Source organism: Salmonella sp. 32120201201600049SM (genome assembly GCF_017572835.1).
Taxonomy (GTDB): domain Bacteria; phylum Pseudomonadota; class Gammaproteobacteria; order Enterobacterales; family Enterobacteriaceae; genus Salmonella; species Salmonella enterica.
Genome location: NZ_JAGESA010000004.1, coordinates 333,692 through 359,064 on the forward strand (window position 1 = coordinate 333,692; position 25,373 = coordinate 359,064).

Here is a 25,373-nt window from a genome sequence, read left to right on the forward strand (position 1 = left end):
TAATGGCTATCGAAATCAAAGTACCGGACATCGGGACAGATGAAGTTGAAATCACCGAGATTCTGGTCAAAGTGGGCGACAAAGTGGAAGCTGAACAGTCGCTGATCACCGTAGAAGGCGACAAAGCCTCTATGGAAGTCCCGTCTCCGCAGGCTGGCGTCGTGAAAGAGATCAAAGTCTCTGTCGGCGACAAAACCGAGACTGGTGCACTTATCATGATTTTCGATTCCGCCGACGGTGCAGCTGACGCTGCACCTGCTAAGGCAGAAGAGAAGAAAGAAGCGGCTCCGGCAGCAGCACCTGCTGCGGCAGCGGCGAAAGACGTTCACGTTCCGGATATCGGCAGTGACGAAGTTGAAGTGACTGAAGTGATGGTGAAAGTGGGCGACACCGTAGAAGCTGAACAGTCGCTGATCACCGTCGAAGGCGACAAGGCCTCTATGGAAGTTCCTGCTCCGTTTGCAGGCACCGTGAAAGAGATCAAAGTGAACACCGGCGACAAAGTCTCTACCGGCTCTCTGATTATGGTCTTCGAAGTGGCGGGTGAAGCAGGCGCAGCAGCACCAGCGAAAGCGGAAGCCGCTCCGGCTGCGGCTGCTCCAGCAGCGACGGGCGTGAAAGACGTTAACGTACCGGACATCGGCGGTGACGAAGTTGAAGTCACCGAAGTGATGGTCAAAGTCGGCGATAAAGTTGCCGCTGAACAGTCGCTGATCACCGTCGAAGGCGACAAAGCCTCCATGGAAGTGCCTGCGCCGTTCGCGGGCACCGTGAAAGAAATCAAAATCAGCACCGGCGATAAAGTGAAAACCGGTTCTCTGATTATGGTCTTCGAAGTAGAAGGCGCAGCGCCTGCGGCCGCTCCGGCTAAACAGGAAGCGGCGGCACCGGCTCCGGCGGCGAAAGCTGAGAAGCCTGCTGCCCCGGCTGCCAAAGCCGAAGGCAAATCTGAGTTCGCTGAAAACGACGCGTACGTTCACGCTACTCCGCTGATTCGCCGCCTGGCGCGCGAGTTTGGCGTAAACCTGGCGAAAGTGAAAGGCACCGGTCGTAAAGGCCGTATTCTGCGCGAAGACGTTCAGGCTTACGTGAAAGACGCAATCAAACGCGCGGAAGCTGCGCCGGCTGCTGCGGGCGGTGGTATCCCGGGGATGCTGCCGTGGCCGAAAGTGGACTTCAGCAAGTTTGGTGAAGTTGAAGAAGTGGAACTGGGCCGTATCCAGAAAATCTCTGGCGCGAACCTGAGCCGTAACTGGGTGATGATCCCGCACGTTACGCACTTCGACAAAACCGATATCACCGATCTGGAAGCGTTCCGTAAACAGCAGAACGCCGAAGCTGAGAAGCGCAAACTGGATGTGAAATACACGCCAGTGGTCTTCATCATGAAAGCGGTTGCCGCTGCTCTGGAACAGATGCCGCGCTTCAACAGCTCTCTGTCCGAAGACGGTCAGCGTCTGACCCTGAAAAAATACATCAACATCGGCGTGGCGGTTGATACCCCGAATGGCCTGGTGGTTCCGGTCTTTAAAGACGTGAATAAGAAGAGCGTGACCGAGCTGTCTCGTGAACTGACCACCATCTCCAAAAAAGCGCGTGATGGTAAGCTGACCGCTGGCGAAATGCAGGGTGGTTGCTTCACTATCTCCAGCATCGGCGGCCTGGGAACTACCCACTTCGCGCCGATTGTTAACGCGCCGGAAGTGGCTATCCTCGGCGTTTCTAAGTCGGCGATGGAGCCGGTGTGGAATGGGAAAGAGTTTGTGCCGCGTCTGATGATGCCTATCTCTCTTTCCTTCGACCACCGTGTGATCGATGGTGCTGATGGTGCGCGTTTCATTACCATTATCAACAATATGTTGTCTGACATTCGCCGTCTGGTGATGTAATGAAAAAGCCGGCCCGACGGCCGGCTTTTTTTTGATAATCTCATGGAGTTTGTGAGGTTATTAGCGAAAGCGATAATTCGTGATCCGTTTGTTGTTTCAAAATTGTTAACAATTTTGTAAGATACGGGCGGATAGAACGACCCGGTGGATGATGGGCGATCAAGTACCCCGGACCGCCGGATACAAATAAAGAGGTCATGATGAGTACTGAAATCAAAACTCAGGTCGTGGTACTTGGGGCGGGCCCGGCAGGCTATTCTGCCGCTTTCCGTTGCGCTGATTTAGGTCTGGAAACCGTAATTGTAGAACGCTACAACACCCTTGGCGGTGTTTGTCTGAACGTCGGCTGTATCCCTTCTAAAGCGCTGCTGCACGTAGCAAAAGTTATCGAAGAAGCCAAAGCGCTGGCTGAACACGGTATCGTCTTCGGTGAGCCGAAAACCGATATCGACAAGATTCGTACCTGGAAAGAGAAAGTGATCACGCAGCTGACCGGCGGTCTGGCGGGTATGGCCAAAGGCCGTAAAGTGAAAGTGGTCAACGGTCTGGGTAAATTCACCGGGGCGAACACCCTGGAAGTGGAAGGCGAAAACGGCAAAACCGTGATCAACTTCGACAACGCGATCATCGCGGCAGGTTCTCGTCCGATCCAATTACCGTTTATTCCGCATGAAGACCCGCGCGTATGGGATTCTACCGACGCTCTGGAACTGAAAGAAGTGCCGAAGCGTATGCTGGTCATGGGCGGCGGTATCATCGGTCTGGAAATGGGTACCGTATACCACGCGCTGGGTTCAGAGATTGACGTGGTTGAAATGTTCGACCAGGTTATCCCGGCGGCTGATAAAGACATCGTTAAAGTCTTCACCAAGCGCATCAGCAAGAAATTCAACCTGATGCTGGAAACCAAAGTGACTGCCGTTGAAGCGAAAGAAGACGGTATCTACGTTTCGATGGAAGGCAAAAAAGCCCCGGCTGAAGCGCAGCGTTATGATGCGGTTCTGGTGGCGATTGGTCGTGTGCCGAACGGTAAAAACCTCGACGCGGGCAAAGCTGGCGTGGAAGTTGACGACCGTGGCTTTATCCGCGTGGACAAACAGCTGCGCACCAACGTGCCGCACATCTTTGCTATCGGCGATATCGTCGGTCAGCCGATGCTGGCGCACAAAGGTGTTCACGAAGGCCACGTTGCCGCTGAAGTTATCGCTGGTAAGAAACACTACTTCGATCCGAAGGTTATCCCGTCTATCGCTTACACCGAGCCAGAAGTGGCATGGGTTGGCCTGACCGAGAAAGAAGCGAAAGAAAAAGGCATCAGCTATGAAACCGCCACCTTCCCGTGGGCAGCTTCTGGCCGTGCTATCGCTTCTGACTGTGCAGACGGTATGACCAAACTGATTTTCGACAAAGAATCTCACCGCGTGATCGGCGGGGCGATTGTCGGCACCAACGGCGGCGAGCTGCTGGGTGAAATCGGTCTGGCGATCGAAATGGGCTGTGACGCGGAAGACATCGCGCTGACCATTCATGCGCACCCGACTCTGCACGAGTCCGTCGGTCTGGCTGCTGAAGTGTTCGAAGGTAGTATTACCGACCTGCCGAACCCGAAAGCGAAGAAGAAATAATCTTCTGTAGGTGGCAATGCGCCACCCGATACAAAAAAGCGGCTTTACAGCCGCTTTTTTTATGCATGGCAAATCAGATGTGTCAAATGATGGCGAAGGATAACGAAACCGCAAAATTTATCGTTTCCGCAGCAGTACGTTTTTCAAAGCTTATGCCGTCGGTAGTGCCTTTGTCTGTCATTTTCGACCAACTAATTGTTTCATAAGAAATACCTCTCCTTACTTTGTCATCATCCTGAAATTGGTAACGCTATAAAATAATAGTGAGCTAATTATGAGGTTTGATATATGAAACTTTTTCTGACAACAGCAGCGCTAACTGCGACCTTGATTTCCGGCATGGCATTTGCCAGCGATCCCGTCATCCCCTGGGCGACTAACAGCGGCGGTACGGAAAGCACGCATATTGCGGCAATGGGCGAGGATTTGAATGCGCAGCATCAGCAGATCACCCACACGCATGAAGGCGTATGGGCGGCCAATTCCGGCAGCATTCAGGCTGATGAAGCCGCGCTGACCAGCAACAAGCCGCCGGTACAAGGCCACCCGGAATTGATGCCGCATCAGGGCTAATGATCACGGCCTGGCGATAACGCCAGGCGCTTACGGGTTATTCGGCGACCTGCCACTGCGCGTCTGGCGCAAAACGCGTGATAGCCTGAACTTTACTCTCCGTCTCCTTGCCTAAATCCGCCTGATAAATACGATCGTCCTGGTTGACCATAAAACTCATCACCCCGGTTTCGCCGTAATGCATCGGCCAGGCCAGAAGCGCCGCGCCGTGACCGTCGTTATCGCTGATAATACGGAAATGGTAGCCGTGGTAACCCTCGTCTGGCGCTGCGGGACTAAAGTTTGGGCCTAACGGACTGGGGACGTCGCCTGCTTTGGTTGGCCAGTACAGGCCATCTTTTTGGCCTTCGCTACTGATTATCCTGTGCGCCCAGCGATGGTTTTGTAAGTAATAGTCCTGCTGCGCATCAACGTAAGCATGCATGGCCTGTAAGGTAGAAAGTTCATTTCGCCCAATAGTACGGGTGAGGATCTCATTCCCGGCTGCCGCCATATCAAAGCGCCAGCCGCCAGTCTCTTTCACCATGGGCACCGGGAGCTGCCAGTCTTCTCGCCCGACATTCAGGTGCGCCGTATTGTCTTTTTGTACAATGCGATGGCCTTCGCGCCAGTCACGATTGAAGCGGGCCACGGCCTCGGGATCGGCACCTTCCGGCGGCAGAAATTGCCGCCAGTCATCGCCCAGTAGCGCGGTAAGCTGCGTTTCGTTTTTTCCGGCTACCGCCGTGGCGAAGGCGCTGGCGGCCGCTTCCGGGGAGGGGAACCGTTCCTGCGCGTAGCCCAGCAAGGGTAACGACAGTAACAGAGCGCTTAACATAACCTTTTTCATTATCTGCTCCGGTTAACGGCGATGAAATTCATGATGTTCAGAAAAATGTTCCCGCGCGGCGGCGCGTTGCTCGGTGTTTAAGTGACTGCCGCGACGACTTTCCAGGCCGCGTAGCTGTTGCGATTGCCATGACGGCGATCGACTGTCGTTCCCGCTAAACACATTGGCGTGCATATTCTGGCGAAATGCCTGACGCTGTTGCGGCGTAGAGGATTCAATACGCTGGCGGGCGGTGTCTCTCTGCTGTTGTGAAACAGGGTGCTGCTGGGCTTTAGCCTTCAGCTCGGAACGATGCTGCTGCGTGGTGGATTTATTCAGTGTCTGCTGCGCCGCCTCGCGACGACTGCTGTTTTGTGTTCCGTCATAGCCACGGTAATTATTACGCTGGGCAATTTGATTTAACTGCTGCGATGCCGCTTTGCGCTGTCTATCGCGGGATGTCTCGCCTGACAGGTTAGCGGGTGATGTATGGCTGCGCTGTTGGAATTGCGTCATGGCCGCCTGGCGCTGACTGTCGCGAGACACTGGCGCTTGCTGCGTTGTGCTTAACCCGCCGCTAACATTGGTGGGATGGAACCGTTGCGCAACGGTATTATTCGGATAGGGGACGCCATTGCGCCAGGCGGGATTATGCTGCCAGCCCATCGTTTGGCCCGGCAGGTTTTGCCCGGATATCCGGTTGAAATTATTGACATTGATGTTGATATTATCGCCATTATGTTGATAACCGTTACCACCATGATGGTAATCATCATCATGATGGTCGTCGTCATGGTGGTGATGATCGTCGTCATCCCAGTCTATGCTGCTGAACAACGCATAGGTGGTGGCGACGCCCAGACTATAACCAAAACCTTTAACAAAACTATCGGCAAACTGCTGCCCCGGAGGGGGCGGTAAATACACCGGCGGATAAGCGGTATTGGGCCAGGCGCCATACACCGTCGCGGGGTTATAGTTCGGCACGTACACCACCTGCGGATTCGCGGGTTCAATTTTGATGACGGTCGACGGTGTCGCTGGCGTACTGGCGGATGTGGTGGTTGTCGTCGTGACGGCGGTAGAAGCGCTGGACTTCGGCACGCTGGTGACGGTTTGCTGTGGCGTGGATTTTAGCGAACCGGTTTGTTGAGCGAGCAGACGCAGCCTTTGCACCGCATCCATCACATCCTGTGGCTGGGCTAAGAACGCATCGCCCAGGTTTTGCACCCATTGCGGATTCTCGCCCATAAGCGCCATCAACTGGGGAAAGGCGACCAGCGATTTGACGCTGGGGTCCCACGGTTGGCTGGCCACCGCCTGAATAGCGGCATCGCCCTGCAGCGTGGGGTTATCCCGCGACCACTGGACGGCCTGAACCACGTTCGCCGGGTAGGTGGAGGCCATGAGCACCTGCGAAAGCAGGGCATCGGGATAAAGCGCGACAGGCGCGACCCATTGATCGATTTGCGCAGTGGTAAAGGTCGTTTTCGCGACAGGCGCGGGCACAGCGGTCTGCGTTTGCTCAGGGGCGGGAGCTGCCGCCTGCGCGGGCGCTTCGGGAGCGCGGCTTTTAACATACAGTACGCCCGAAGCGGCAAATAACCCGGCACTGCACACAAGGGCAATGAGATGGGGTTTAAAGGGCAACGTCATTTTATCTCTCCCGATTCCAGAGAATCGCTATGGTCATTATGCCTGCCGCCGACGGGGTGCAGTTTGGCGTGAGTATAAAGGGACGATAGTTTAATTTTTAGCTAATGTTGGGATCGGTAACGTTACGTGACGATCAAAGCACGAAATGAGGTAAGCATTTATGGCTGCAGCTCCCGTCTCAGTAGAGCATTAGACCATCCTTAACGATTCAGCCACTTTTTTATGTTGCTTTTTTGTAAACAGATTAACACTTAAAGAAAATCCTGTTATTGTGCCTTATGCGGTACCGGGCATTTACCCTACTAACTACTGTCTCACAGGAGCGTGAAGAGAATCGCCCATCAACAAAAGCGCCGCATTATGACAATGAGAGCGAGGAGATATCGTCGTGCTAGAAGAATACCGTAAGCACGTAGCTGAGCGTGCTGCCCAGGGGATTGTGCCGAAACCTTTAGACGCAACCCAAATGGCTGCGCTTGTCGAGCTGCTGAAGACCCCGCCTGTGGGCGAAGAAGAATTCCTGTTAGACCTGTTGATCAACCGCGTTCCTCCTGGCGTAGATGAAGCCGCTTATGTTAAAGCCGGTTTTCTCGCTGCTGTCGCGAAAGGCGACACCACCTCCCCGCTGGTCTCCCCAGAAAAAGCCATTGAACTGCTGGGCACCATGCAGGGTGGTTACAACATTCATCCGCTGATTGATGCGCTGGACGATGCGAAACTGGCGCCGATTGCTGCCAAAGCGCTGTCCCACACTCTGCTGATGTTCGATAACTTCTACGACGTAGAAGAGAAAGCCAAAGCGGGCAATGAATATGCCAAACAGGTGATGCAATCCTGGGCCGACGCCGAATGGTTCCTGAGCCGTCCGCCGCTGGCGGAAAAAATCACCGTCACCGTTTTCAAAGTGACCGGCGAAACGAATACCGACGATCTCTCTCCGGCGCCGGATGCGTGGTCGAGACCGGATATTCCGTTACATGCGCAGGCGATGTTAAAAAACGCCCGTGAAGGCATTGAGCCGGATCAGCCAGGCGTTGTCGGCCCCATCAAACAAATCGAAGCATTGCAGAAAAAAGGCTACCCGCTGGCTTACGTGGGTGACGTGGTGGGCACCGGTTCTTCCCGTAAATCCGCGACCAACTCCGTGCTGTGGTTCATGGGCGATGACATCCCGAACGTGCCGAATAAGCGCGGCGGCGGTTTGTGCCTTGGCGGCAAAATTGCGCCTATCTTCTTTAACACCATGGAAGATGCGGGCGCGCTGCCGATTGAAGTTGACGTTTCTAACCTGAATATGGGCGATGTGATTGACGTCTACCCGTACAAAGGCGAAGTACGCAATCATGAAACCGGCGAGCTACTGGCAACCTTCGAACTGAAAACCGACGTGCTGATCGACGAAGTGCGTGCTGGTGGTCGTATCCCGCTGATTATCGGCCGTGGCCTGACCACCAAAGCGCGTGAAGCGCTGGGGCTGCCGCACTCAGACGTTTTCCGTCAGGCAAAAGACGTGGCGGAAAGCAGCCGTGGCTTCTCGCTGGCGCAGAAAATGGTCGGTCGCGCCTGCGGCGTGAAAGGTATCCGTCCGGGCGCGTACTGCGAACCGAAAATGACCTCCGTCGGTTCTCAGGATACTACCGGCCCGATGACCCGCGATGAGCTGAAAGACCTGGCCTGTCTGGGATTCTCCGCCGATCTGGTCATGCAGTCGTTCTGTCACACCGCAGCCTATCCGAAGCCGGTTGACGTCACCACGCACCACACGCTGCCAGACTTCATTATGAACCGTGGCGGTGTCTCTCTGCGTCCGGGCGACGGCGTGATCCACTCCTGGCTGAACCGTATGCTGCTGCCGGATACCGTCGGTACCGGCGGTGACTCCCATACCCGTTTCCCGATTGGTATCTCTTTCCCGGCGGGCTCCGGTCTGGTGGCGTTTGCCGCCGCGACCGGCGTGATGCCGCTGGATATGCCGGAATCCGTGCTGGTGCGCTTCAAAGGCAAAATGCAGCCGGGCATCACCCTGCGCGATCTGGTACACGCCATCCCGCTGTACGCCATCAAACAGGGCCTGCTGACCGTTGAGAAGAAAGGCAAGAAAAACATCTTCTCTGGCCGCATCCTGGAAATCGAAGGTCTGCCGGATCTGAAAGTGGAGCAGGCGTTTGAGCTGACCGATGCTTCCGCCGAGCGTTCCGCTGCCGGTTGTACCATCAAGCTGAACAAAGAGCCGATTGTTGAATACCTGACCTCCAACATCGTCCTGCTGAAGTGGATGATCGCCGAAGGCTACGGCGACCGCCGTACGCTGGAACGTCGTATCCAGGGCATGGAAAAATGGCTGGCGGACCCGCAGCTGCTGGAAGCCGATGCTGACGCAGAGTACGCGGCGGTGATCGATATCGATCTGGCGGATATCAAAGAGCCAATCCTGTGCGCGCCGAACGATCCGGACGACGCGCGCCTGCTGTCTGACGTGCAGGGCGAGAAGATCGACGAAGTGTTCATCGGTTCCTGCATGACCAACATCGGCCACTTCCGCGCGGCTGGTAAGCTGCTGGATAGCCACAAAGGCCAGTTGCCAACCCGCCTGTGGGTAGCGCCGCCAACCCGTATGGACGCTGCGCAGCTGACCGAAGAAGGTTACTACAGCGTGTTCGGTAAGAGCGGCGCGCGTATCGAAATTCCGGGTTGTTCCCTGTGTATGGGTAACCAGGCGCGTGTGGCCGACGGCGCGACGGTCGTCTCGACTTCAACCCGTAACTTCCCGAACCGTTTAGGTACCGGTGCGAACGTCTTCCTGGCTTCTGCGGAGCTGGCGGCGGTGGCGGCGCTGATCGGCAAACTGCCGACGCCGGAAGAGTACCAGACCTACGTGGCGCAGGTGGATAAGACGGCGGTGGATACTTACCGTTACCTGAACTTCGACCAGCTTTCTCAGTACACCGAGAAAGCGGACGGCGTGATTTTCCAGACTGCGGTGTAACAGAGACGGGCCCGGATTTCCGGGCCCGAATGGCGCTTCTTATTTATTATTACGCTTCACTTCCCGTAGCCCCGGCAAATACGTAATTACCCCGCCCATTATTGCCCCGGCTACAATCGCTGGAATAAGCATAATCAATACTTCACCATATATTAATGGTAGTATGCTTATGTCAAAACCATATCGCGCAAAATTAAACAGCGTCGTGATCAGACCACCTGCAATGGCGCAAAGGATCATCCTGTTAATTATTTTTTGATATAATTTCAGGGGTATCAGCGCGCAGGCGACACCGGTTAACCATGCGGGGAGGAGACTGTATATCCAGCCGGTAATAATCACTAATTCTGGTATTGTTCTGCAGAAATACAACAAAAATGAGTCTGGTCCGCCAATAATGGCGGGTAAAAAGTTTATGACACCTATCGCGGTGGCTGCGCCTATTAACGGCCCAAGCAGAATAAACCAACCGCTATGATAAATTATTCGTCGAAATACAGACATAATGTATCCTTCCTTAATTTTCCTTCAACCGTCTGACAAAAAATACAACTCACTACGGCTTCTCTGCTGATATCGCCCATTGCTGGAGTTCAGTTGAAAAGTGCTTATCAAGTAGCCAACAATTTCATGACAACGACCCGGATGATAAGGAAGCGTCTGAAAGACTAGCAGGCGTCGGCGTGGGCAGGGTATTGATGATTTCTGAAAAAACGCCAGAGGGACGCCGGGCTGGTAATGCTATAACTGGATGAGGGTCAGCCGTTTTTAACGACTGCGCTCTTCCGGCGCATAATAAAAGGTCATCTAAACGGCGCGCTGCCTGATGTGAAATTTGTCGTCGAGTTTTCGCTTAACGGAGATTAAGTGTATGTAAGCGTGATGGATGAGGGAAATTTTCTTGCAGCTATTGGTAATGCCTATATCCCCAGCACTTCCGGCACCAGCTCTTCCAGTTGCCTGACCAGTTCAGGGTCCATATAGCGATAATCGTCGGGGATATCGAGTACGTGCAGGGGCTTATTTTCAATAATACGACGATATTCAGCCATCAACCGGTCTTTATGTTTCTGCTCCATAACGCAGATAACGTCAGCCCACTGAAGTAACCCGCACGACACGCTTTTTTTGGCGTTGCGGCTGGTGCCAGCGGAACGGACGCTAAGGCCAGGATAGCGGCGGAACACCTGCTCCGCCGTGGGGCTGCGCCATTGATTTCGGCTGCATATGAAAAGCACATTCATTAAATAAATACTCTTCCAGATCGCGCTTCGCTAACGGCGAGTTTGTGAATCGTGGAGACTTAATACCCCACGGTGCGGCACGTAGCACTTTGTCGGAGTGCGTGTAGATATATTGAAGCGCTAGAGTGACTTTCTGTATGAATAATAAACTGTTTTGGCATTTTTATTTTATCTTTTGTGCGCCCCGCTGTTTTTCTTTCACCGTGCTGCGATAATTACCTTAAGGCGCAATGCGGTATTGGCGCATTGCCAGGGCAGAGGAAAACAATTATGGATTACGAATTTCTGCGCGACGTTACCGGAGGGGTAAAAGTACGAATGTCGATGGGCCACGAGGTGGTCGGTCACTGGTTTAATGAAGAGGTTAAAGACAACCTCTCGCTACTGGATGAAGTAGAACAAGCCGCGCGTACGGTCAAAGGCAGCGAACGCTCCTGGCAACGAGCAGGGCATGAATACACGATCTGGATGGACGGCGAAGAGGTGATGATTCGCGCCAATCAGCTGGATTTTTCCGGCGATGAGATGGAAGAGGGGATGAGTTATTACGATGAAGAGAGTTTATCCCTGTGCGGCATGGAGGATTTTCTGCGGGTCGTCGCCGCGTATCGGGAATTCGTCAGTAAAGCCTGACCCTCTCTTCGTTATTGTCCCACAACGCCAGTCGACGGACAGTTGGGGGCGGTAGCGGAAACGAAATCACCACACATTCCAGCCGGGAGTATCCCGGCTTTTTTATAGCAGAATGATTTTTTGATTTTTATTAATCATTTTAAAACTGTGATCTGACGCGTTTGTGATCTTAATTTGATTGAATATAATCGTTATGATTTTATTCAATCACAACAAGCAACAGGCGGTAAGACCATGAACATCAAAAAAGCAATAGAGCGCGTACCCGGCGGCATGATGGTCGTACCGCTCGTTATTGGCGCAGTCATTAACACCTTCGCCCCGCAGGCGCTTGAGATCGGCGGTTTTACCACCGCCTTATTTAAAAACGGCGCGGCGCCGCTAATTGGCGCTTTTCTGCTGTGTATGGGAGCCGGTATCAGTGTGAAAGCCGCGCCCCAGGCGTTATTGCAGGGCGGGACGATTACGCTCACCAAGTTGCTTGTCGCCATCGGCATTGGCCTGGGCGTGGAGCATCTTTTCGGCGCGGAGGGTATTTTTGGCCTGAGCGGCGTGGCGATTATCGCGGCGATGAGCAATTCAAATGGCGGACTTTATGCTGCGCTGGTAGGCGAATTCGGCAATGAGCGCGACGTCGGCGCTATCTCTATTTTGTCTCTTAATGATGGCCCTTTCTTTACGATGATTGCGCTGGGCGCGGCAGGGATGGCGAACATTCCCATTATGGCGCTGGTGGCGGTGCTGGTTCCGCTGGTTGTCGGCATGATCCTCGGCAATCTTGATCCTCATATGCGCGATTTTTTGACCAAAGGCGGCCCGCTGCTCATTCCTTTCTTTGCTTTTGCGCTGGGGGCGGGCATCAACCTGGAAATGTTACTGCAAGGCGGACTTGCCGGAATTCTGCTCGGCGTGCTGACAACGTTCGTTGGCGGTTTCTTTAATATTCGCGCAGATCGTCTGGTTGGCGGAACTGGCATTGCCGGGGCGGCAGCCTCCAGCACCGCGGGTAATGCCGTTGCGACGCCGCTGGCTATTGCGCAGGCCGACCCTTCGCTCGCCGAGGTGGCCGCTGCTGCCGCTCCGCTGATTGCCGCCTCGGTGATCACCACGGCAATCCTGACGCCAGTGTTGACCTCCTGGGTTGCGAAAAAACAGGCGCGCCAGGCTTCTTTGGAGAAAAACGCATGAAAATGATGGTTATCGCCGATGATTTTACCGGATCGAATGATACCGGCGTCCAGTTGGCGAAGAAGGGGGCGAGAACGGAAGTCATGTTGAGCGCGTCGCAAAAACCGTCCCGCCGCGCCGATGTGTTAGTCATTAACACCGAAAGCCGGGCGATGCCCGCAGATCAGGCGGCATCTGCCGTTTATGCCGCGCTTTCCCCGTGGTGTGAGACATCGCCAGCGCCGCTGGTGTACAAAAAAATCGACTCTACATTTCGCGGCAATATCGGCGCCGAAGTGACGGCGGCCATGCGCGCCAGTCAGCGAAAACTGGCCGTTATCGCCGCCGCGATCCCTGCGGCCGGACGCACGACGCTTGAAGGAAAATGTCTGGTTAATGGCGTCCCGCTACTGGAAACCGAATTTGCCAGCGATCCGAAAACGCCCATTGTCTCTTCCCGCATTGCCGAGATAGTGGCGTTGCAAAGTGAGATCCCTGTGTATGAAGTCTTTTTGCAGGATGTCCGACGCGGTGGGTTAAGCGCCTTACTTACGGCTTATGCGGCTGAGGGCGAAGGGATTATCGTCGTGGATGCGGTGGAAGAGCGGGATCTGACGTTGATTGCGCAAGCGGCGTGCGAACAACCGTCGATGCCGCTGCTCGTCGGCGCAGCTGGTCTGGCGAATGCGTTGCCGGTTGAACTTTTTATGCAAGACCGGCAGCGGCTGCCGGTACTGGTGGTGGCCGGTTCGATGAGCGAAGCCACGCGACGTCAGGTGGATAATGCGCTGTGCCGGGGACGTGCGGAGGTCGTGGATATCGATGCCGCGCGCATGGTGTCGGATAGCGCGGAGCAGGAAATCGCATCTGTCGTAGAGCAGGCCTGCGCGCTGTTAAGTCAGCATCGACATACGATTTTACGCACCAGCCGTCGCGCAGAAGATCGACAGTTAATCGACGCGCTGTGCGAAAAATCCGCGATGAGCCGTCAGCAATTGGGCGAGCGACTGAGTCATCGGCTTGGCGTCGTCACGTTAAACATTATCGAGCAGGCGCGGATTGGCGGGCTGTTTCTGACCGGCGGCGATATCGCTACCGCCGTCGCCGGCGCGCTTGGCGCTGAAGGTTATCGCATTCAGAGCGAGGTGGCGCCCTGTATTCCCTGTGGAACGTTTGTAAACAGCGAAATTGACGATCTGCCGGTCATTACCAAAGCGGGCGGATTCGGTTCAGACAGTACGTTGTGTGACGCGCTTTATTATATTGAGGAGATGTATTGTGGAGACTAAAACCGTTGCCATTACCATGGGCGATCCAGCGGGCATTGGGCCGGAAATTATTGTTAAAGCGCTAAGCGAAGACGGTCTCAACGGCGCGCCGCTGGTGGTTATTGGATGCCTCGCAACGTTGAAACGTTTACAGGCGAAGGGCATCACGCCGAACGTCGAGTTACGGGCCATTGAACGGGTCGCCGAAGCGCGTTTTGCGCCCGGCATCATTCATGTGATTGATGAGCCGCTGGCGCAGCCGGAGGCGCTGGAGGCCGGGAAAGTTCAGGCGCAGGCGGGGGATTTAGCGTATCGCTGCGTGAAGCGCGCCACCGAGTTAGCGTTACGGGGCGACGTACAGGCTATCGCTACCGCGCCGCTGAATAAAGAGGCGCTGCACCTGGCGGGGCACAACTATCCGGGCCATACCGAGCTGCTCGCGACCCTGACCCATAGCCGCGATTACGCGATGGTACTTTACACCGATAAACTAAAAGTGATTCACGTTTCAACGCATATCGCGCTGCGTAAATTCCTTGATACGTTAAGTACCGCGCGTGTCGAAACGGTGATTGGCATTGCTGATACTTTCCTCAAGCGTGTGGGTTACGTTAAACCGCGTATCGCCGTGGCAGGCGTGAATCCTCATGCGGGCGAGAATGGCCTGTTTGGCGATGAAGAGACGCGTATCCTGACGCCAGCCATTACCGATGCCCGCGCAAAAGGTATGGACGTTTATGGGCCGTGCCCGCCGGATACTGTATTTCTCCAGGCTTATGAGGGACAGTATGATATGGTGGTGGCGATGTATCATGACCAGGGGCATATCCCGTTGAAATTGCTTGGCTTTTATGATGGCGTGAATATCACCGCAGGGCTGCCGTTTATCCGGACTTCTGCCGATCATGGCACCGCATTTGATATCGCCTGGACGGGAAAAGCAAAATCTGAGAGCATGGCCGTATCGATCAAACTGGCAATGCAACTGGCATAATTCCCTGTTATGAAAGGACAACACCGTCTGGATCTCATTGTGGCGTATCTGAAAAACCATACGCTGGTTACGGTAGAACAGCTGGTTGAGGCGGTTGACGCATCGCCAGCCACTATCCGTCGCGATTTGATCAAGCTGGATGAGCAGGGCGTGATCAGCCGTAGTCATGGCGGCGTGGCGCTGCGGCGTTTTGAACCCGCCCAGCCCACCACCAATGAAAAACAACTGCGATCGCCCGCTGAAAAACGGGCGATCGCACGCGTTGCCGCATCGCTGGTGAATGCTGGCGATGCCGTCGTGCTGGATGCCGGTACGACAATGATGGAGCTGGCGAAATGCTTAACCCATCTTCCGCTGCGGGTCATCACCGTCGATCTGCATATTGCGCTGTTTTTAGCTGAGTTCCGGCAAATTGAAGTGACGATTGTCGGCGGTCGTATCGATGACAGCAGTCAGTCCTGTATCGGTGAGCATGGGCGTAAGCTGTTGCGCAGCGTTTATCCGAACATCGCGTTTATGAGCTGTAATTCATGGGGGGTAAAAACGGGCGTGACGACCCCAACGGAAGATAAGGCCGGGCTTAAACAGGAGATTATTGCTAATGCGCAGCGCAAAGTGTTGCTGGCGGACAGCAGTAAGTATGGCGCGCATTCGCTCTTTAATGTGGTGCCGCTTGAGCGCTTTAATGACGTGATTACCGACGTCAATCTGCCGCCGTCAGCGCAGGTTGAACTGAAAGGGCGCGCTTTTGCGCTAACGCTGGTGCAGCCGGAGTGACAGCGCCGTCAGGCGCTGTCAGTGATGAATCAGACCGCAGAAATATTGCGGCCGTAGTAAATCTCGCGCATCTCTTTCCACAGCGCGGCGGTGATCTCCTGGCGTTCGGTTTCAGTGAGATCTTCCGGTTTGGTGTGAAACATGTAGTGCTTAAGATCGAACTCTTTAAGCAGCATCTTGGTATGGAAAATATTTTCCTGATACACGTTTACATCCACCATGTCATACAGCGACTTCATATCTTCCGACATAAAATTCTGAATAGAATTAATCTCATGATCGATAAAGTGCTTCATACCGTTGACGTCGCGCGTAAAGCCGCGCACGCGGTAATCGATGGTGACAATATCGGACTCTAGCTGGTGGATCAGGTAATTGAGCGCTTTTAGCGGTGAAATCACCCCGCAGGTTGACACTTCGATGTCGGCGCGAAAGGTGCATAGCCCGCCTTCCGGATGGCTTTCCGGATAGGTATGCACGCAGATATGGCTCTTATCGAGGTGCGCCACCACGGTTTCCGGCAGCGGGCCGGGATGTTCGGTTTGATCGATAAGTTTCGGGTCGATCGGCTCTTCGCTAACCAGAATCGTGACGCTGGCGCCCTGGGGTTCATAATCCTGACGGGCGATGTTCAGGATGTTCGCGCCGATAATGGAGCAGGTCTCCGACAGGATCTCGGTCAGTCGGTTGGCGTTATAGAGTTCATCGATATAGGCGATATAGCCATCGCGCTCTTCTGCGGTTTTGGCGTAGCAGATATCGTAAATACAAAAACTCAGGCTTTTCGTCAGATTGTTAAAGCCATGCAGTTTCAGCTTTTTCAATTTTTATCACCTCCTTAACGTCACTGTGCGGACAGTGCGTCATGTAGATATTGCGGTAGCGCAAATGCAGCGGCATGAATAGCCGGGTTGTAATAGCGACATTTGAGGCCGGCGGCATGAAAACGCGCCTGAATAATTTCGCTCGACAGGTGACGAAGAGCATCGTTGTCCGTCGCCCAGGCGAAGGTCATAATGCCGCCGTAATAGGTCGGAATCGCCGCCTGGTAGAAGCCGACATCGCTGAAGTAATGACTCAGCTTGCGGTGGCTATCGAGCGCTTCATCCTGTTGCAGGAAGCACACGCCGTTCTGGGCGACAAAAATGCCGCCCGGATTCAGGCAACGCTTACAGCCTTCATAAAAGGCGGAGGTAAACAGGCTTTCGCCGGGGCCTATCGGATCGGTACAGTCGGAAATGATCACATCAAAGGTCTGATGGGTCTGATTGACGAAATTCACGCCGTCGTCGATTACCAGCGTAAAGCGCGGATCGTCGTAGCTGCCGGCATTGTGGTTAGGTAAATACTGGCGGCAAAACGAGACTACGCCAGCGTCTATCTCTACCATGGTGATGGTTTCGACGTTTTTATGCCGGGTAACTTCACGTAGCATTGCGCCGTCGCCGCCGCCGATAATCAGAACGTGTTTCGCATGACCGTGCGCCAGCAGCGGGACGTGGGTCATCATTTCATGATAAATAAACTCGTCGCGTTCGGTGGTCTGTACCACTCCGTCCAGCGCCATCACGCGGCCAAAAGCGGCGTTTTCAAAGATGATTAAATCCTGGTGGTCGGTTTTTTCATGATACAGAACGTTGTCTACGGCAAAGTACTGACCAAACTGGTCGTGTAGCGTTTCATGCCACATCGTATTTTCGGCCATTGGCTGATACCTCCATTGTTAACACCCGTAAAAAAAGGGCGCAACATCATAGCTAACAATGACCGTGGATGCACGGTCATTATTTCAGCAATAGGATCGCGGAGGATTATTTAACGTAGGCTAACAGGCTCAGAGAATCGCGGGCCAGAGCTTTGCATTTTTTAGCGACCGGAATACCGATGCCGCTAAGATCGCGGTAGCTGTCTTCGCCCAACGATTTCATATCGAAGGTGTCGTAGTTACTCAGGTCCCACTGATTTTGCTGGGCAAAAAAGACCAGCGCACGGCGAATCTGACTGTTGGGTAAATTTTGGTAACCACAGTCATTTTTCAGAAAAACGAAAACTGCCGTTAAATCGGCCATATCTTCAGCTTCGGATTCAGTAAGCGCATAGCTATTTGCGCATAAGGCCATCAGGCTGCCAAACAACACGGGTCTGAAAAACGTCTTCATTGCTTCTACCACGGCATCAGGGAAAGTCAACGTTAGCATACTGAGAACGTAGCGACGACTTTTATTATCAGGATTGGCCGCGGCGTTTTCATTCTTATTGTATTGCTGTCAGGAATGGTAAAGACGTGTTGCTGGCTTGACCTTCCCGTTAGGGCAGGGTCTAAGCTTAGACACCCGCCTGTTCATTATAAGGAAATGATTATGTTACGCCGTGATTTCTTAAAATATTCAGTGGCGCTGGGGGTTGCATCAGCGCTGCCGCTGTGGAGCCGCGCCGCTTTTGCCGCCGAACGTCCCGCGTTGCCTATTCCTGACCTGTTAACGGCAGATGCGAGCAACCGTATGCAGTTAATTGTTAAAGCCGGACAGTCCACATTCGCCGGTAAGAACGCGACAACCTGGGGCTACAACGGTAATTTGCTGGGGCCAGCGGTACAGCTTCACAAAGGAAAAAGCGTGACCGTTGATATCCATAACCAACTGGCCGAAGACACGACGCTTCACTGGCATGGTCTGGAGATTCCAGGCATCGTCGACGGCGGTCCGCAGGGGATTATTCCCGCAGGCGGAACCCGCACGGTGACGTTTACGCCGCAGCAACGCGCCGCGACCTGCTGGATTCATCCGCACAAACACGGCAAAACCGGGCGCCAGGTGGCGATGGGCCTTGCCGGGCTGGTGCTGATTGAAGATGACGAGATTCGCAAATTGCGCCTGCCGAAACAGTGGGGCATCGACGATGTGCCGGTGATCATTCAGGACAAACGCTTCTCCGCCGATGGCCAGATTGATTATCAACTGGATATTATGACCGCCGCCGTCGGCTGGTTTGGCGATACGCTGCTGACCAATGGCGCTATCTATCCGCAGCATTCCGCGCCGAAAGGCTGGCTACGTCTGCGCTTGCTAAATGGCTGTAATGCGCGCTCGCTGAATATCGCCGCCAGCGATAATCGCCCGCTTTATGTGATCGCCAGCGACGGCGGCCTGCTGGCGGAGCCGGTGAAAGTCACCGAACTGCCGTTATTAATGGGCGAGCGTTTTGAAGTGCTGGTGGATATCAGCGACGGGAAAGCCTTTGATCTGGTGACCCTGCCGGTCAGCCAGATGGGAATGGCGATCGCTCCGTTTGATAAACCGCATCCGGTGATGCGTATCCAGCCGCTGCGGATTACCGCCTCCGGTACGCTGCCGGATACGTTGACGACGATGCCGGCGCTGCCGTCGCTGGAAGGGCTGACGGTGCGCAACCTGAAACTGTCGATGGACCCGCGTCTTGATATGATGGGGATGCAAATGCTGATGAAGAAATATGGCGCTCAGGCGATGAGCGGCATGGATCATGACAGCATGAACGCGCATATGCAGGGCGGCAATATGGGGCATGGCGAGATGGATCATGGCAACATGGATCACAGCGGGATGAATCATGGCGCGATGGGCAATATGAATCACGGCGGAAAATTCGACTTCCATAACGCTAACTTTATCAACGGCCAGGTCTTTGATATGAACAAACCGATGTTCGCGGCGCAAAAAGGCCGACATGAACGTTGGGTGATTTCCGGCGTGGGTGACATGATGCTGCATCCTTTCCATATTCACGGCACCCAGTTCCGTATTTTGTCAGAGAACGGCAAAGCGCCAGCGGCGCACAGAACGGGCTGGAAGGATACGGTACGCGTTGAGGGTGGTATCAGCGAAGTGCTGGTCAAGTTCGATCACGACGCGCCGAAGGAACATGCCTATATGGCGCACTGTCATCTGTTAGAACATGAAGATACGGGAATGATGTTAGGATTTACGGTCTGACCGATGTCTGCGACGCAGGCCGGGTAAGGCGAAGCCGCCACCCGGCACCCGGCACAATGCCCGGCATACGCCGGGCATTAATGGTTATTTCGCGTCGTCAGGCAAAGCATAGGCCACGATATAGTCGCCCATCTTCGTACCAAACGAACCGTGGCCTCCGGCAGAAACGACCACGTACTGCTTACCGTTTACCTCATAGGTCATCGGCGTTGCCTGGCCTCCGGCGGGTAAACGTCCCTGCCACAGTTTTTCCCCGTTGCTCATGTTATAAGCGCGCAGGTAGTTGTCGGCGGTCGCGGCGATAAACAGCACGTTACCGGCGGTTGAGATTGGCCCGCCCAGCATGGGCATCCCCATGTTGAACGGCACCGGAACCGGCATCGGGAACGGCATACTGTCGCGCGGCGTCCCTATACGTTTCTTCCACACGATTTCATTGGTCTTCAGATCCAACGCGGAAATATAGCCCCAGGCCGGTTGTTTACACGGCAAACCAAACGGCGAAAGGAACGGATTCAGCGTGACGCCGAATGGTACGCCGTACTGTGGCTGAATACCCGCTTCTGTACCGGTACCTTTCGCGTCTTTCGGCGGCTCCATCGGATTACCCGGGCCGCGTGGGATCAGTTTCGAGACAAACGGCAGCGCCATCGGGTTAGCGATAGCGACCTGACGGTCTGGATCGACGGAAATACCGCCCCATTCAAACATCCCCAGGTTGCCAGGGAATACCAATGTCCCCTGCTCGGACGGCGGGGTGAAGATACCTTCATAGCGCAACTGGTGGAACATAACGCGGCACACCAGTTGGTCGAACATGGTCGCGCCCCACATATCCGCGCCGGAGAGATCTTTTTTCGGGCGGAAGGTTAAATCAGAGAACGGCTGAGTTTTGGCGACGTAATCGCCTTTTGCCGCGCCCTGCGGGACCGGTTTTTCCGGGGCGGGCACAACCAACTCGCCATTACGTCTGTCCAGCACAAAGATATTACCGGTTTTCGCTGGTGCATAGATAACCGGAACGGTAGTACCGTCAACGGTAATATCCGCCAGCGTCGGCTGTGCCGGCAGGTCCATATCCCACAGATCGTGATGGACGGTCTGATAACTCCAGGCCAGTTTCCCGGTGGTGGCATTCAGCGCCAGGATGGAGCTGGCATAACGCTCCTGCTCCGGCGTGCGGTTACCGCCCCAGATATCCGGCGTGGTCACGCCCATCGGCAGATAGACCAGATCCAGTTTCGCATCATAGGCGGCAGGCGCCCAGGAGTTCGGCGAGTTAAAGGTAAAAGCGTGCTCATCGGCTGGAATCGCGTTCGGATCTTTCGCCCCCGGATCGAAGGCCCACAGTAGTTTACCGCTATTAACATCAAAACCACGGATAACGCCGGACGTTTCGCGGGTAGAGAAGTTATCCGTGACCGAACCGGCAATGACAATCGTTTTATCGGTGATAATCGGCGGCGACGTCGGTTCATACAGTCCCGGCGTGGTGTCCGGCATATTGGTTTGCAGATTCAGGACGCCTTTGTTGGCGAAGGTTTCACACAGCTTGCCGGTTTCGGCATTCACCGCGAAAAGGCGACCGTCGTTGACCGGGAGGATAATACGGCGCGGACAGTCGGCGATGACCCCCGGCGAGGCGGTATCCGCTTTGGCCTCATGATAAGAGACGCCGCGGCAGGTCACATGCTGGAAAGACGAATCGGTCTTCAACTGAGGATCAAAATGCCACTTCTCTTTACCGCTGGCGGCGTCCAGCGCGAACAGACGCTGGTGAGCCGTACACAGATAAAGCGTATCGCCGACTTTAATCGGGGTCACTTCGTTGGTGATTTCACCTGGATCGTTGGGTTGTTTCAGATCGCCGGTGCGGAAGACCCACGCTTCTTTCAGTTGGTGAACGTTATCCGCAGTGATCTGTTTCAGCGGTGAATAGCGTTGGCCTTCCTGATTGCGTCCATAGGCCGGCCAGTCTTCGTCGGCGATCGACGAGCTTGTTGCGGCGGGCGTGGCGTCGGCGCGAAGCGTACCGTTGATCTCCTGCGGGTCGTTGAAGCCAGCCCAGGTCAGAATGCCGCCGCTAATCAGCAGCGCCACGACCAGCGCCGCCACTGCGCCGCTGGAAGGAACCACCAGCCGATGCCAGACAAACGGCAATATTAGCCAGATGCCGAAAAACACCAGAATATCGCTACGCGGCGTGAGCGCCCAGAAGTCGAACCCGACTTCCCACACGCCCCAAATCATTGTCGCCAGCAGCAGGGCGGCATACAGCCACAGTGCGGCACGTTTACTGCGCCATAGCAATCCGGCCACAACCAGCATCACGAGGCCCGCGATGGGGTAGTACCAGGAACCGCCAATAGCAACCAGCCAGACACCTCCGATAAGAAGATACAGCCCACAAAGTGCTGCAAAGAGGGCCGTCAGCGTCACGAGTAATCGTGGCGATCGTGCGTTATTTTCTGCCATAAAAAGACACCATCCCAAATTGTTAATTTTTTAGTAGCAATTAAGTATAGGAATTAACATGTGTGATCGTCATCACAAAATGAGCTTTCTTATCAAATGCCGCGAATGAATACGTTTGCTGTTATACTGCGTGCCTTGCGCGTCAATGCGGCGTTATTAGTCACCGGCATTGAGTGATTTGTTTTTAAATCATATGGTTATAAATATGAAACATACTGTTGAAGTCATGATCCCCGAAGCGGAGATCAAAGCACGTATTGCCGAGCTGGGTCGTCAGATTACCGAACGTTATAAAGACAGCGGCAGTGAAATGGTGCTGGTAGGTCTGTTGCGTGGCTCATTTATGTTTATGGCGGACCTGTGCCGTGAAGTCCAGGTTCCTCATGAAGTCGATTTTATGACCGCCTCCAGTTATGGTAGCGGCATGTCCACCACACGCGACGTGAAAATCCTCAAAGATCTGGATGAAGATATTCGTGGTAAAGACGTGCTGATTGTCGAAGACATTATTGATTCCGGTAATACGCTGTCGAAGGTCCGTGAAATCCTGGGCCTGCGCGAGCCGAAATCGCTGGCGATTTGTACGCTGCTGGATAAACCTTCTCGCCGCGAAGTGGACGTGCCGGTTGAGTTCGTTGGCTTTTCGATTCCGGACGAATTTGTAGTCGGTTACGGTATCGACTACGCTCAGCGTTATCGCCATCTACCGTATGTTGGTAAAGTGGTGCTGCTGGACGAGTAAGCGCAGAAATGCCGGATGGCGTCGCTAAAGCGACTTATCCGGCCTATAGCTAATGGCTTATTGGTGGGGAATGTATTTCAGACTTAGGGCGGAAATACCCTTATGATAGCCGTTCTCCAGCGTTTCTCTGTTGGTGGCGGTGACGTCAAGATCGCGCAGCAGGCCATCATTGATACTGTACGCCCAGCCGTGAATGGTCACATTCTGACCGCGTTTCCACGCTGACTGCATAATGGTGGAATGCCCCAGGTTATAGACCTGTTCCATGACGTTCAATTCATAGAGCGCGTCCAGACGTTGCTCTTCGGGCATTTTTCCCAACAGCGAGCTATGTTTAAGCCAGATGTCGCGGATATGCAGCAGCCAGTTATTAATCAAGCCCAGCTCAGGGTTTTCTACCGCAGCCTTGATACCGCCGCAACCGGAGTGGCCGCAAATGATAATATGCTCAACTTCCAGAACATCTACCGCATACTGAACCACGGAGAGACAGTTCAGATCGGTGTGAATAACCAGGTTAGCCACATTACGGTGAACAAACAATTCGCCCGGTTCAAGCCCGGTTAAACGCTCTGCGGGAACGCGGCTGTCGGAACATCCAATCCATAGAAAGCGCGGTTTTTGCGCTTGCGCCAGTTTCTCAAAAAATCCGGGGTCCTCTTCCACCAGCATTTTTGACCATAGTGCATTGTTGCTGATGAGTGTATCTATGTCTTTCATGGAAGTTAACGACCTGTAACCAAATAAGTGCGTTGGGCTAATATAGGGCAACTCCGTAATTATTTAAACCATATATAAAGTGTAAGAACGTAAAGTAAGTGAGAATTTATGACCATTGCGCTGGAACTTCAACAACTTAAAAAAACCTATCCCGGCGGCGTTCAGGCGTTGCGCGGCATAGATTTGCAGGTCGAAGCGGGGGATTTTTACGCGCTTCTGGGGCCAAATGGAGCAGGGAAATCGACCACCATCGGTATTATCAGCTCATTGGTTAATAAAACGTCCGGGCGCGTTAACGTTTTTGGTTACGACCTGGAAAAAGACGTGGTTAACGCCAAGCGACAGCTTGGACTGGTGCCACAGGAGTTTAACTTTAACCCGTTTGAAACGGTGCAACAGATCGTAGTGAATCAGGCGGGTTATTACGGCGTGGAACATAAAGAGGCGGTTTTACGTAGCGAAAAGTATTTAAAACAGCTCGATCTGTGGGAAAAACGTCATGAACGCGCGCGGATGCTCTCCGGTGGGATGAAGCGCCGCCTGATGATCGCCCGCGCGCTGATGCATGAGCCTAAACTATTGATTCTCGATGAGCCGACGGCGGGCGTCGATATCGAATTGCGTCGCTCGATGTGGGGATTCCTGAAAGACTTAAACGCCAAAGGCACCACCATTATTCTCACCACCCACTATCTGGAAGAGGCGGAAATGCTGTGCCGCAATATCGGTATTATTCAGCACGGCGAGCTGGTGGAAAATACCTCCATGAAAAATCTGCTTTCAAAGCTGAAATCGGAGACGTTTATTCTGGATTTAGCGCCAAAAAGCCCGCTACCTAAGCTTACGGGTTATCAATATCGTCTGGTGGATACCTCGACTCTGGAGGTGGAAGTGTTACGCGAGCAGGGGGTTAACAGTGTCTTTAGCCAACTGAGCGAGCAGGGGGTTCAGGTATTAAGTATGCGTAATAAAGCCAACCGTCTGGAAGAACTGTTTGTGTCGCTGGTGCATGAAAAACAAGGAGATCGCGCATGATGCAGCTTTACTGGGTTGCCCTTAAAAGCATCTGGGCGAAAGAGATCCACCGCTTTATGCGGATCTGGGTGCAAACGCTGGTGCCGCCTGTCATCACCATGACGCTCTATTTTATTATTTTCGGTAACCTGATTGGTTCGCGCATCGGCGAAATGCATGGTTTTAGCTATATGCAATTTATTGTGCCGGGCCTGATTATGATGGCGGTCATTACTAACTCCTACGCGAATGTCGCGTCGTCATTTTTTAGCGCCAAGTTTCAGCGCAATATTGAGGAACTGCTGGTCGCGCCGGTGCCAACGCACGTGATCATCGCCGGATTTGTCGGCGGCGGCGTAGCGCGCGGGCTATGCGTAGGGATTCTGGTGACGGCGATTTCGCTCTTTTTCGTGCCTTTCCAGGTGCATTCCTGGGTATTTGTCGCGCTAACGCTGATTCTGACCGCGATTCTGTTCTCGCTGGCCGGACTGCTGAACGCCGTGTTTGCGAAAACCTTTGACGATATCAGTCTGATCCCGACCTTTGTGCTGACGCCGCTGACCTACCTCGGCGGGGTATTTTACTCGCTGACGCTGCTGCCGCCGTTCTGGCAAGGGCTGTCGCACCTGAACCCGATCGTCTACATGATCAGCGGTTTCCGTTATGGTTTTCTGGGTATCCATGATGTGCCGCTGGTGACAACGTTTGGCGTACTGGTGATCTTTATCGCTGCTTTCTATCTGCTGTGTTGGTCGCTGATCCAGCGCGGGCGCGGGTTGCGCAGTTAAGCGCTGACTGGGGAGATGGGGCGTTGGGTTGCACTTCGCTTCA

The 25,373-nt window shown here is 54.0% G+C and carries 22 protein-coding genes; 13 read left to right on the forward strand and 9 right to left on the reverse strand.

Annotation, left to right across the window (positions count from 1 at the left end; translation table 11 throughout):
- Positions 1–2: 2 nt before the first annotated feature.
- The 3 genes from aceF (at position 3) to J4650_RS12215 (ending at position 4,087) form a co-directional block, all read left to right on the forward strand.
- A complete protein-coding gene (gene aceF, locus J4650_RS12205) occupies positions 3–1,889 on the forward strand; it encodes a pyruvate dehydrogenase complex dihydrolipoyllysine-residue acetyltransferase (protein WP_023244800.1) in 1,887 nt (628 codons plus the stop codon).
- Between the two features lie 200 nt (positions 1,890–2,089).
- Positions 2,090–3,514: a dihydrolipoyl dehydrogenase gene (gene lpdA / locus J4650_RS12210; protein WP_001519338.1), complete on the forward strand. Its 1,425-nt coding sequence runs from the start codon at positions 2,090–2,092 to the stop codon at positions 3,512–3,514.
- A 288-nt stretch (positions 3,515–3,802) separates the two neighbouring features.
- Positions 3,803–4,087, forward strand: a complete 285-nt coding sequence (locus tag J4650_RS12215; protein ID WP_000765363.1) for an outer membrane protein — start codon at positions 3,803–3,805, stop codon at positions 4,085–4,087.
- 37 nt (positions 4,088–4,124) lie between these two features.
- Here J4650_RS12215 and J4650_RS12220 read toward each other — a convergent pair whose 3' ends face one another.
- Positions 4,125–4,916 carry a DUF2950 family protein gene (locus J4650_RS12220; RefSeq protein WP_023993184.1) on the reverse strand — a complete coding sequence of 264 codons (792 nt, stop codon included), beginning with the start codon at positions 4,914–4,916 and terminating at the stop codon, positions 4,125–4,127.
- 12 nt (positions 4,917–4,928) lie between these two features.
- Positions 4,929–6,551 (reverse strand): DUF3300 domain-containing protein, encoded by a 1,623-nt coding sequence (locus tag J4650_RS12225; protein WP_023993183.1) that lies wholly within the window; start codon positions 6,549–6,551, stop codon positions 4,929–4,931.
- A gap of 388 nt (positions 6,552–6,939) precedes the next feature.
- Between J4650_RS12225 and acnB the strand changes: the two genes are divergently transcribed.
- Positions 6,940–9,537: a bifunctional aconitate hydratase 2/2-methylisocitrate dehydratase gene (gene acnB / locus J4650_RS12230; protein ID WP_023234440.1), complete on the forward strand. Its 2,598-nt coding sequence runs from the start codon at positions 6,940–6,942 to the stop codon at positions 9,535–9,537.
- A 39-nt stretch (positions 9,538–9,576) separates the two neighbouring features.
- Here acnB and J4650_RS12235 read toward each other — a convergent pair whose 3' ends face one another.
- Positions 9,577–10,041 (reverse strand): hypothetical protein, encoded by a 465-nt coding sequence (locus J4650_RS12235; protein ID WP_023993182.1) that lies wholly within the window; start codon positions 10,039–10,041, stop codon positions 9,577–9,579.
- A 416-nt stretch (positions 10,042–10,457) separates the two neighbouring features.
- Positions 10,458–10,781 (reverse strand): hypothetical protein, encoded by a 324-nt coding sequence (locus J4650_RS12240; RefSeq protein ID WP_001101536.1) that lies wholly within the window; start codon positions 10,779–10,781, stop codon positions 10,458–10,460.
- 270 nt (positions 10,782–11,051) lie between these two features.
- On the opposite strand from J4650_RS12240, the gene yacL reads away from it, so the two are divergent.
- The 5 genes from yacL to J4650_RS12265 all read left to right on the forward strand — a co-directional run bounded on the left by yacL (position 11,052) and on the right by J4650_RS12265 (position 15,620).
- Positions 11,052–11,414: a protein YacL gene (gene yacL, locus J4650_RS12245; protein ID WP_000384308.1), complete on the forward strand. Its 363-nt coding sequence runs from the start codon at positions 11,052–11,054 to the stop codon at positions 11,412–11,414.
- 234 nt (positions 11,415–11,648) lie between these two features.
- Complete coding sequence (locus J4650_RS12250; protein ID WP_001022089.1) at positions 11,649–12,602, forward strand: 2-keto-3-deoxygluconate permease 1; 954 nt, start codon at positions 11,649–11,651, stop codon at positions 12,600–12,602.
- The gene (locus J4650_RS12255; RefSeq protein WP_001748934.1) at positions 12,599–13,870 is read left to right on the forward strand and encodes a D-threonate kinase; all 1,272 of its coding nucleotides are present in this window, start codon (positions 12,599–12,601) and stop codon (positions 13,868–13,870) included. Before J4650_RS12250 ends, J4650_RS12255 begins: the two co-directional genes overlap by 4 nt.
- The gene (locus J4650_RS12260; RefSeq protein ID WP_000448745.1) at positions 13,860–14,843 is read left to right on the forward strand and encodes a D-threonate 4-phosphate dehydrogenase; all 984 of its coding nucleotides are present in this window, start codon (positions 13,860–13,862) and stop codon (positions 14,841–14,843) included. Before J4650_RS12255 ends, J4650_RS12260 begins: the two co-directional genes overlap by 11 nt.
- 9 nt (positions 14,844–14,852) lie before the next feature.
- The gene (locus J4650_RS12265; RefSeq protein WP_000678254.1) at positions 14,853–15,620 is read left to right on the forward strand and encodes a DeoR/GlpR family DNA-binding transcription regulator; all 768 of its coding nucleotides are present in this window, start codon (positions 14,853–14,855) and stop codon (positions 15,618–15,620) included.
- A gap of 29 nt (positions 15,621–15,649) precedes the next feature.
- Here the strand turns inward: J4650_RS12265 and speD are convergent, their stop codons facing one another.
- The 3 genes from speD to J4650_RS12280 form a co-directional block, all read right to left on the reverse strand.
- Positions 15,650–16,444 (reverse strand): adenosylmethionine decarboxylase, encoded by a 795-nt coding sequence (gene speD / locus J4650_RS12270; protein ID WP_000734276.1) that lies wholly within the window; start codon positions 16,442–16,444, stop codon positions 15,650–15,652.
- Positions 16,445–16,464: 20 nt separating this feature from the next.
- Positions 16,465–17,325, reverse strand: a complete 861-nt coding sequence (gene speE / locus J4650_RS12275; RefSeq protein ID WP_000829968.1) for a polyamine aminopropyltransferase — start codon at positions 17,323–17,325, stop codon at positions 16,465–16,467.
- A gap of 106 nt (positions 17,326–17,431) precedes the next feature.
- Positions 17,432–17,779: a YacC family pilotin-like protein gene (locus J4650_RS12280; protein ID WP_000846613.1), complete on the reverse strand. Its 348-nt coding sequence runs from the start codon at positions 17,777–17,779 to the stop codon at positions 17,432–17,434.
- Positions 17,780–17,980: 201 nt separating this feature from the next.
- Between J4650_RS12280 and cueO the strand changes: the two genes are divergently transcribed.
- Entirely contained in the window at positions 17,981–19,591 is a 1,611-nt protein-coding gene (gene cueO, locus J4650_RS12285) for a multicopper oxidase CueO (protein ID WP_000946058.1), read from the forward strand.
- Between the two features lie 84 nt (positions 19,592–19,675).
- Here cueO and J4650_RS12290 read toward each other — a convergent pair whose 3' ends face one another.
- Entirely contained in the window at positions 19,676–22,066 is a 2,391-nt protein-coding gene (locus J4650_RS12290) for a pyrroloquinoline quinone-dependent dehydrogenase (protein WP_023993181.1), read from the reverse strand.
- Between the two features lie 205 nt (positions 22,067–22,271).
- Here J4650_RS12290 and hpt point away from each other — a divergent pair, with 205 nt between their 5' ends.
- Positions 22,272–22,808: a hypoxanthine phosphoribosyltransferase gene (hpt, locus tag J4650_RS12295; RefSeq protein WP_000683342.1), complete on the forward strand. Its 537-nt coding sequence runs from the start codon at positions 22,272–22,274 to the stop codon at positions 22,806–22,808.
- Positions 22,809–22,865: 57 nt separating this feature from the next.
- On the opposite strand, the gene can is transcribed toward hpt, so the two are convergent.
- Positions 22,866–23,528, reverse strand: a complete 663-nt coding sequence (gene can, locus J4650_RS12300) for a carbonate dehydratase (protein WP_000651591.1) — start codon at positions 23,526–23,528, stop codon at positions 22,866–22,868.
- Between the two features lie 108 nt (positions 23,529–23,636).
- Here can and J4650_RS12305 point away from each other — a divergent pair, with 108 nt between their 5' ends.
- The gene (locus J4650_RS12305; protein ID WP_000150619.1) at positions 23,637–24,563 is read left to right on the forward strand and encodes an ABC transporter ATP-binding protein; all 927 of its coding nucleotides are present in this window, start codon (positions 23,637–23,639) and stop codon (positions 24,561–24,563) included.
- Positions 24,560–25,330, forward strand: coding sequence for an ABC transporter permease (locus J4650_RS12310; RefSeq protein ID WP_000983418.1), 771 nt, complete (start codon positions 24,560–24,562; stop codon positions 25,328–25,330). Before J4650_RS12305 ends, J4650_RS12310 begins: the two co-directional genes overlap by 4 nt.
- Positions 25,331–25,373 lie beyond the last annotated feature (43 nt).

Bases quoted from the DNA above. Each gene is read 5' to 3' on its own strand.
- J4650_RS12240 (WP_001101536.1), bottom strand. From the start codon at position 10,781: ATGAATGTGCTTTTCATATGCAGCCGAAATCAATGGCGCAGCCCCACG.
- J4650_RS12310 (WP_000983418.1), top strand. From the start codon at position 24,560: ATGATGCAGCTTTACTGGGTTGCCCTTAAAAGCATCTGGGCGAAAGAG.
- cueO (WP_000946058.1), top strand. From the start codon at position 17,981: ATGTTACGCCGTGATTTCTTAAAATATTCAGTGGCGCTGGGGGTTGCA.
- J4650_RS12305 (WP_000150619.1), top strand. From the start codon at position 23,637: ATGACCATTGCGCTGGAACTTCAACAACTTAAAAAAACCTATCCCGGC.
- yacL (WP_000384308.1), top strand. From the start codon at position 11,052: ATGGATTACGAATTTCTGCGCGACGTTACCGGAGGGGTAAAAGTACGA.
- J4650_RS12220 (WP_023993184.1), bottom strand. From the start codon at position 4,916: ATGAAAAAGGTTATGTTAAGCGCTCTGTTACTGTCGTTACCCTTGCTG.
- J4650_RS12280 (WP_000846613.1), bottom strand. From the start codon at position 17,779: ATGAAGACGTTTTTCAGACCCGTGTTGTTTGGCAGCCTGATGGCCTTA.
- lpdA (WP_001519338.1), top strand. From the start codon at position 2,090: ATGAGTACTGAAATCAAAACTCAGGTCGTGGTACTTGGGGCGGGCCCG.
- J4650_RS12250 (WP_001022089.1), top strand. From the start codon at position 11,649: ATGAACATCAAAAAAGCAATAGAGCGCGTACCCGGCGGCATGATGGTC.
- J4650_RS12225 (WP_023993183.1), bottom strand. From the start codon at position 6,551: ATGACGTTGCCCTTTAAACCCCATCTCATTGCCCTTGTGTGCAGTGCC.
- aceF (WP_023244800.1), top strand. From the start codon at position 3: ATGGCTATCGAAATCAAAGTACCGGACATCGGGACAGATGAAGTTGAA.
- J4650_RS12235 (WP_023993182.1), bottom strand. From the start codon at position 10,041: ATGTCTGTATTTCGACGAATAATTTATCATAGCGGTTGGTTTATTCTG.
- speE (WP_000829968.1), bottom strand. From the start codon at position 17,325: ATGGCCGAAAATACGATGTGGCATGAAACGCTACACGACCAGTTTGGT.
- J4650_RS12265 (WP_000678254.1), top strand. From the start codon at position 14,853: ATGAAAGGACAACACCGTCTGGATCTCATTGTGGCGTATCTGAAAAAC.
- J4650_RS12290 (WP_023993181.1), bottom strand. From the start codon at position 22,066: ATGGCAGAAAATAACGCACGATCGCCACGATTACTCGTGACGCTGACG.
- hpt (WP_000683342.1), top strand. From the start codon at position 22,272: ATGAAACATACTGTTGAAGTCATGATCCCCGAAGCGGAGATCAAAGCA.
- can (WP_000651591.1), bottom strand. From the start codon at position 23,528: ATGAAAGACATAGATACACTCATCAGCAACAATGCACTATGGTCAAAA.
- J4650_RS12215 (WP_000765363.1), top strand. From the start codon at position 3,803: ATGAAACTTTTTCTGACAACAGCAGCGCTAACTGCGACCTTGATTTCC.
- J4650_RS12255 (WP_001748934.1), top strand. From the start codon at position 12,599: ATGAAAATGATGGTTATCGCCGATGATTTTACCGGATCGAATGATACC.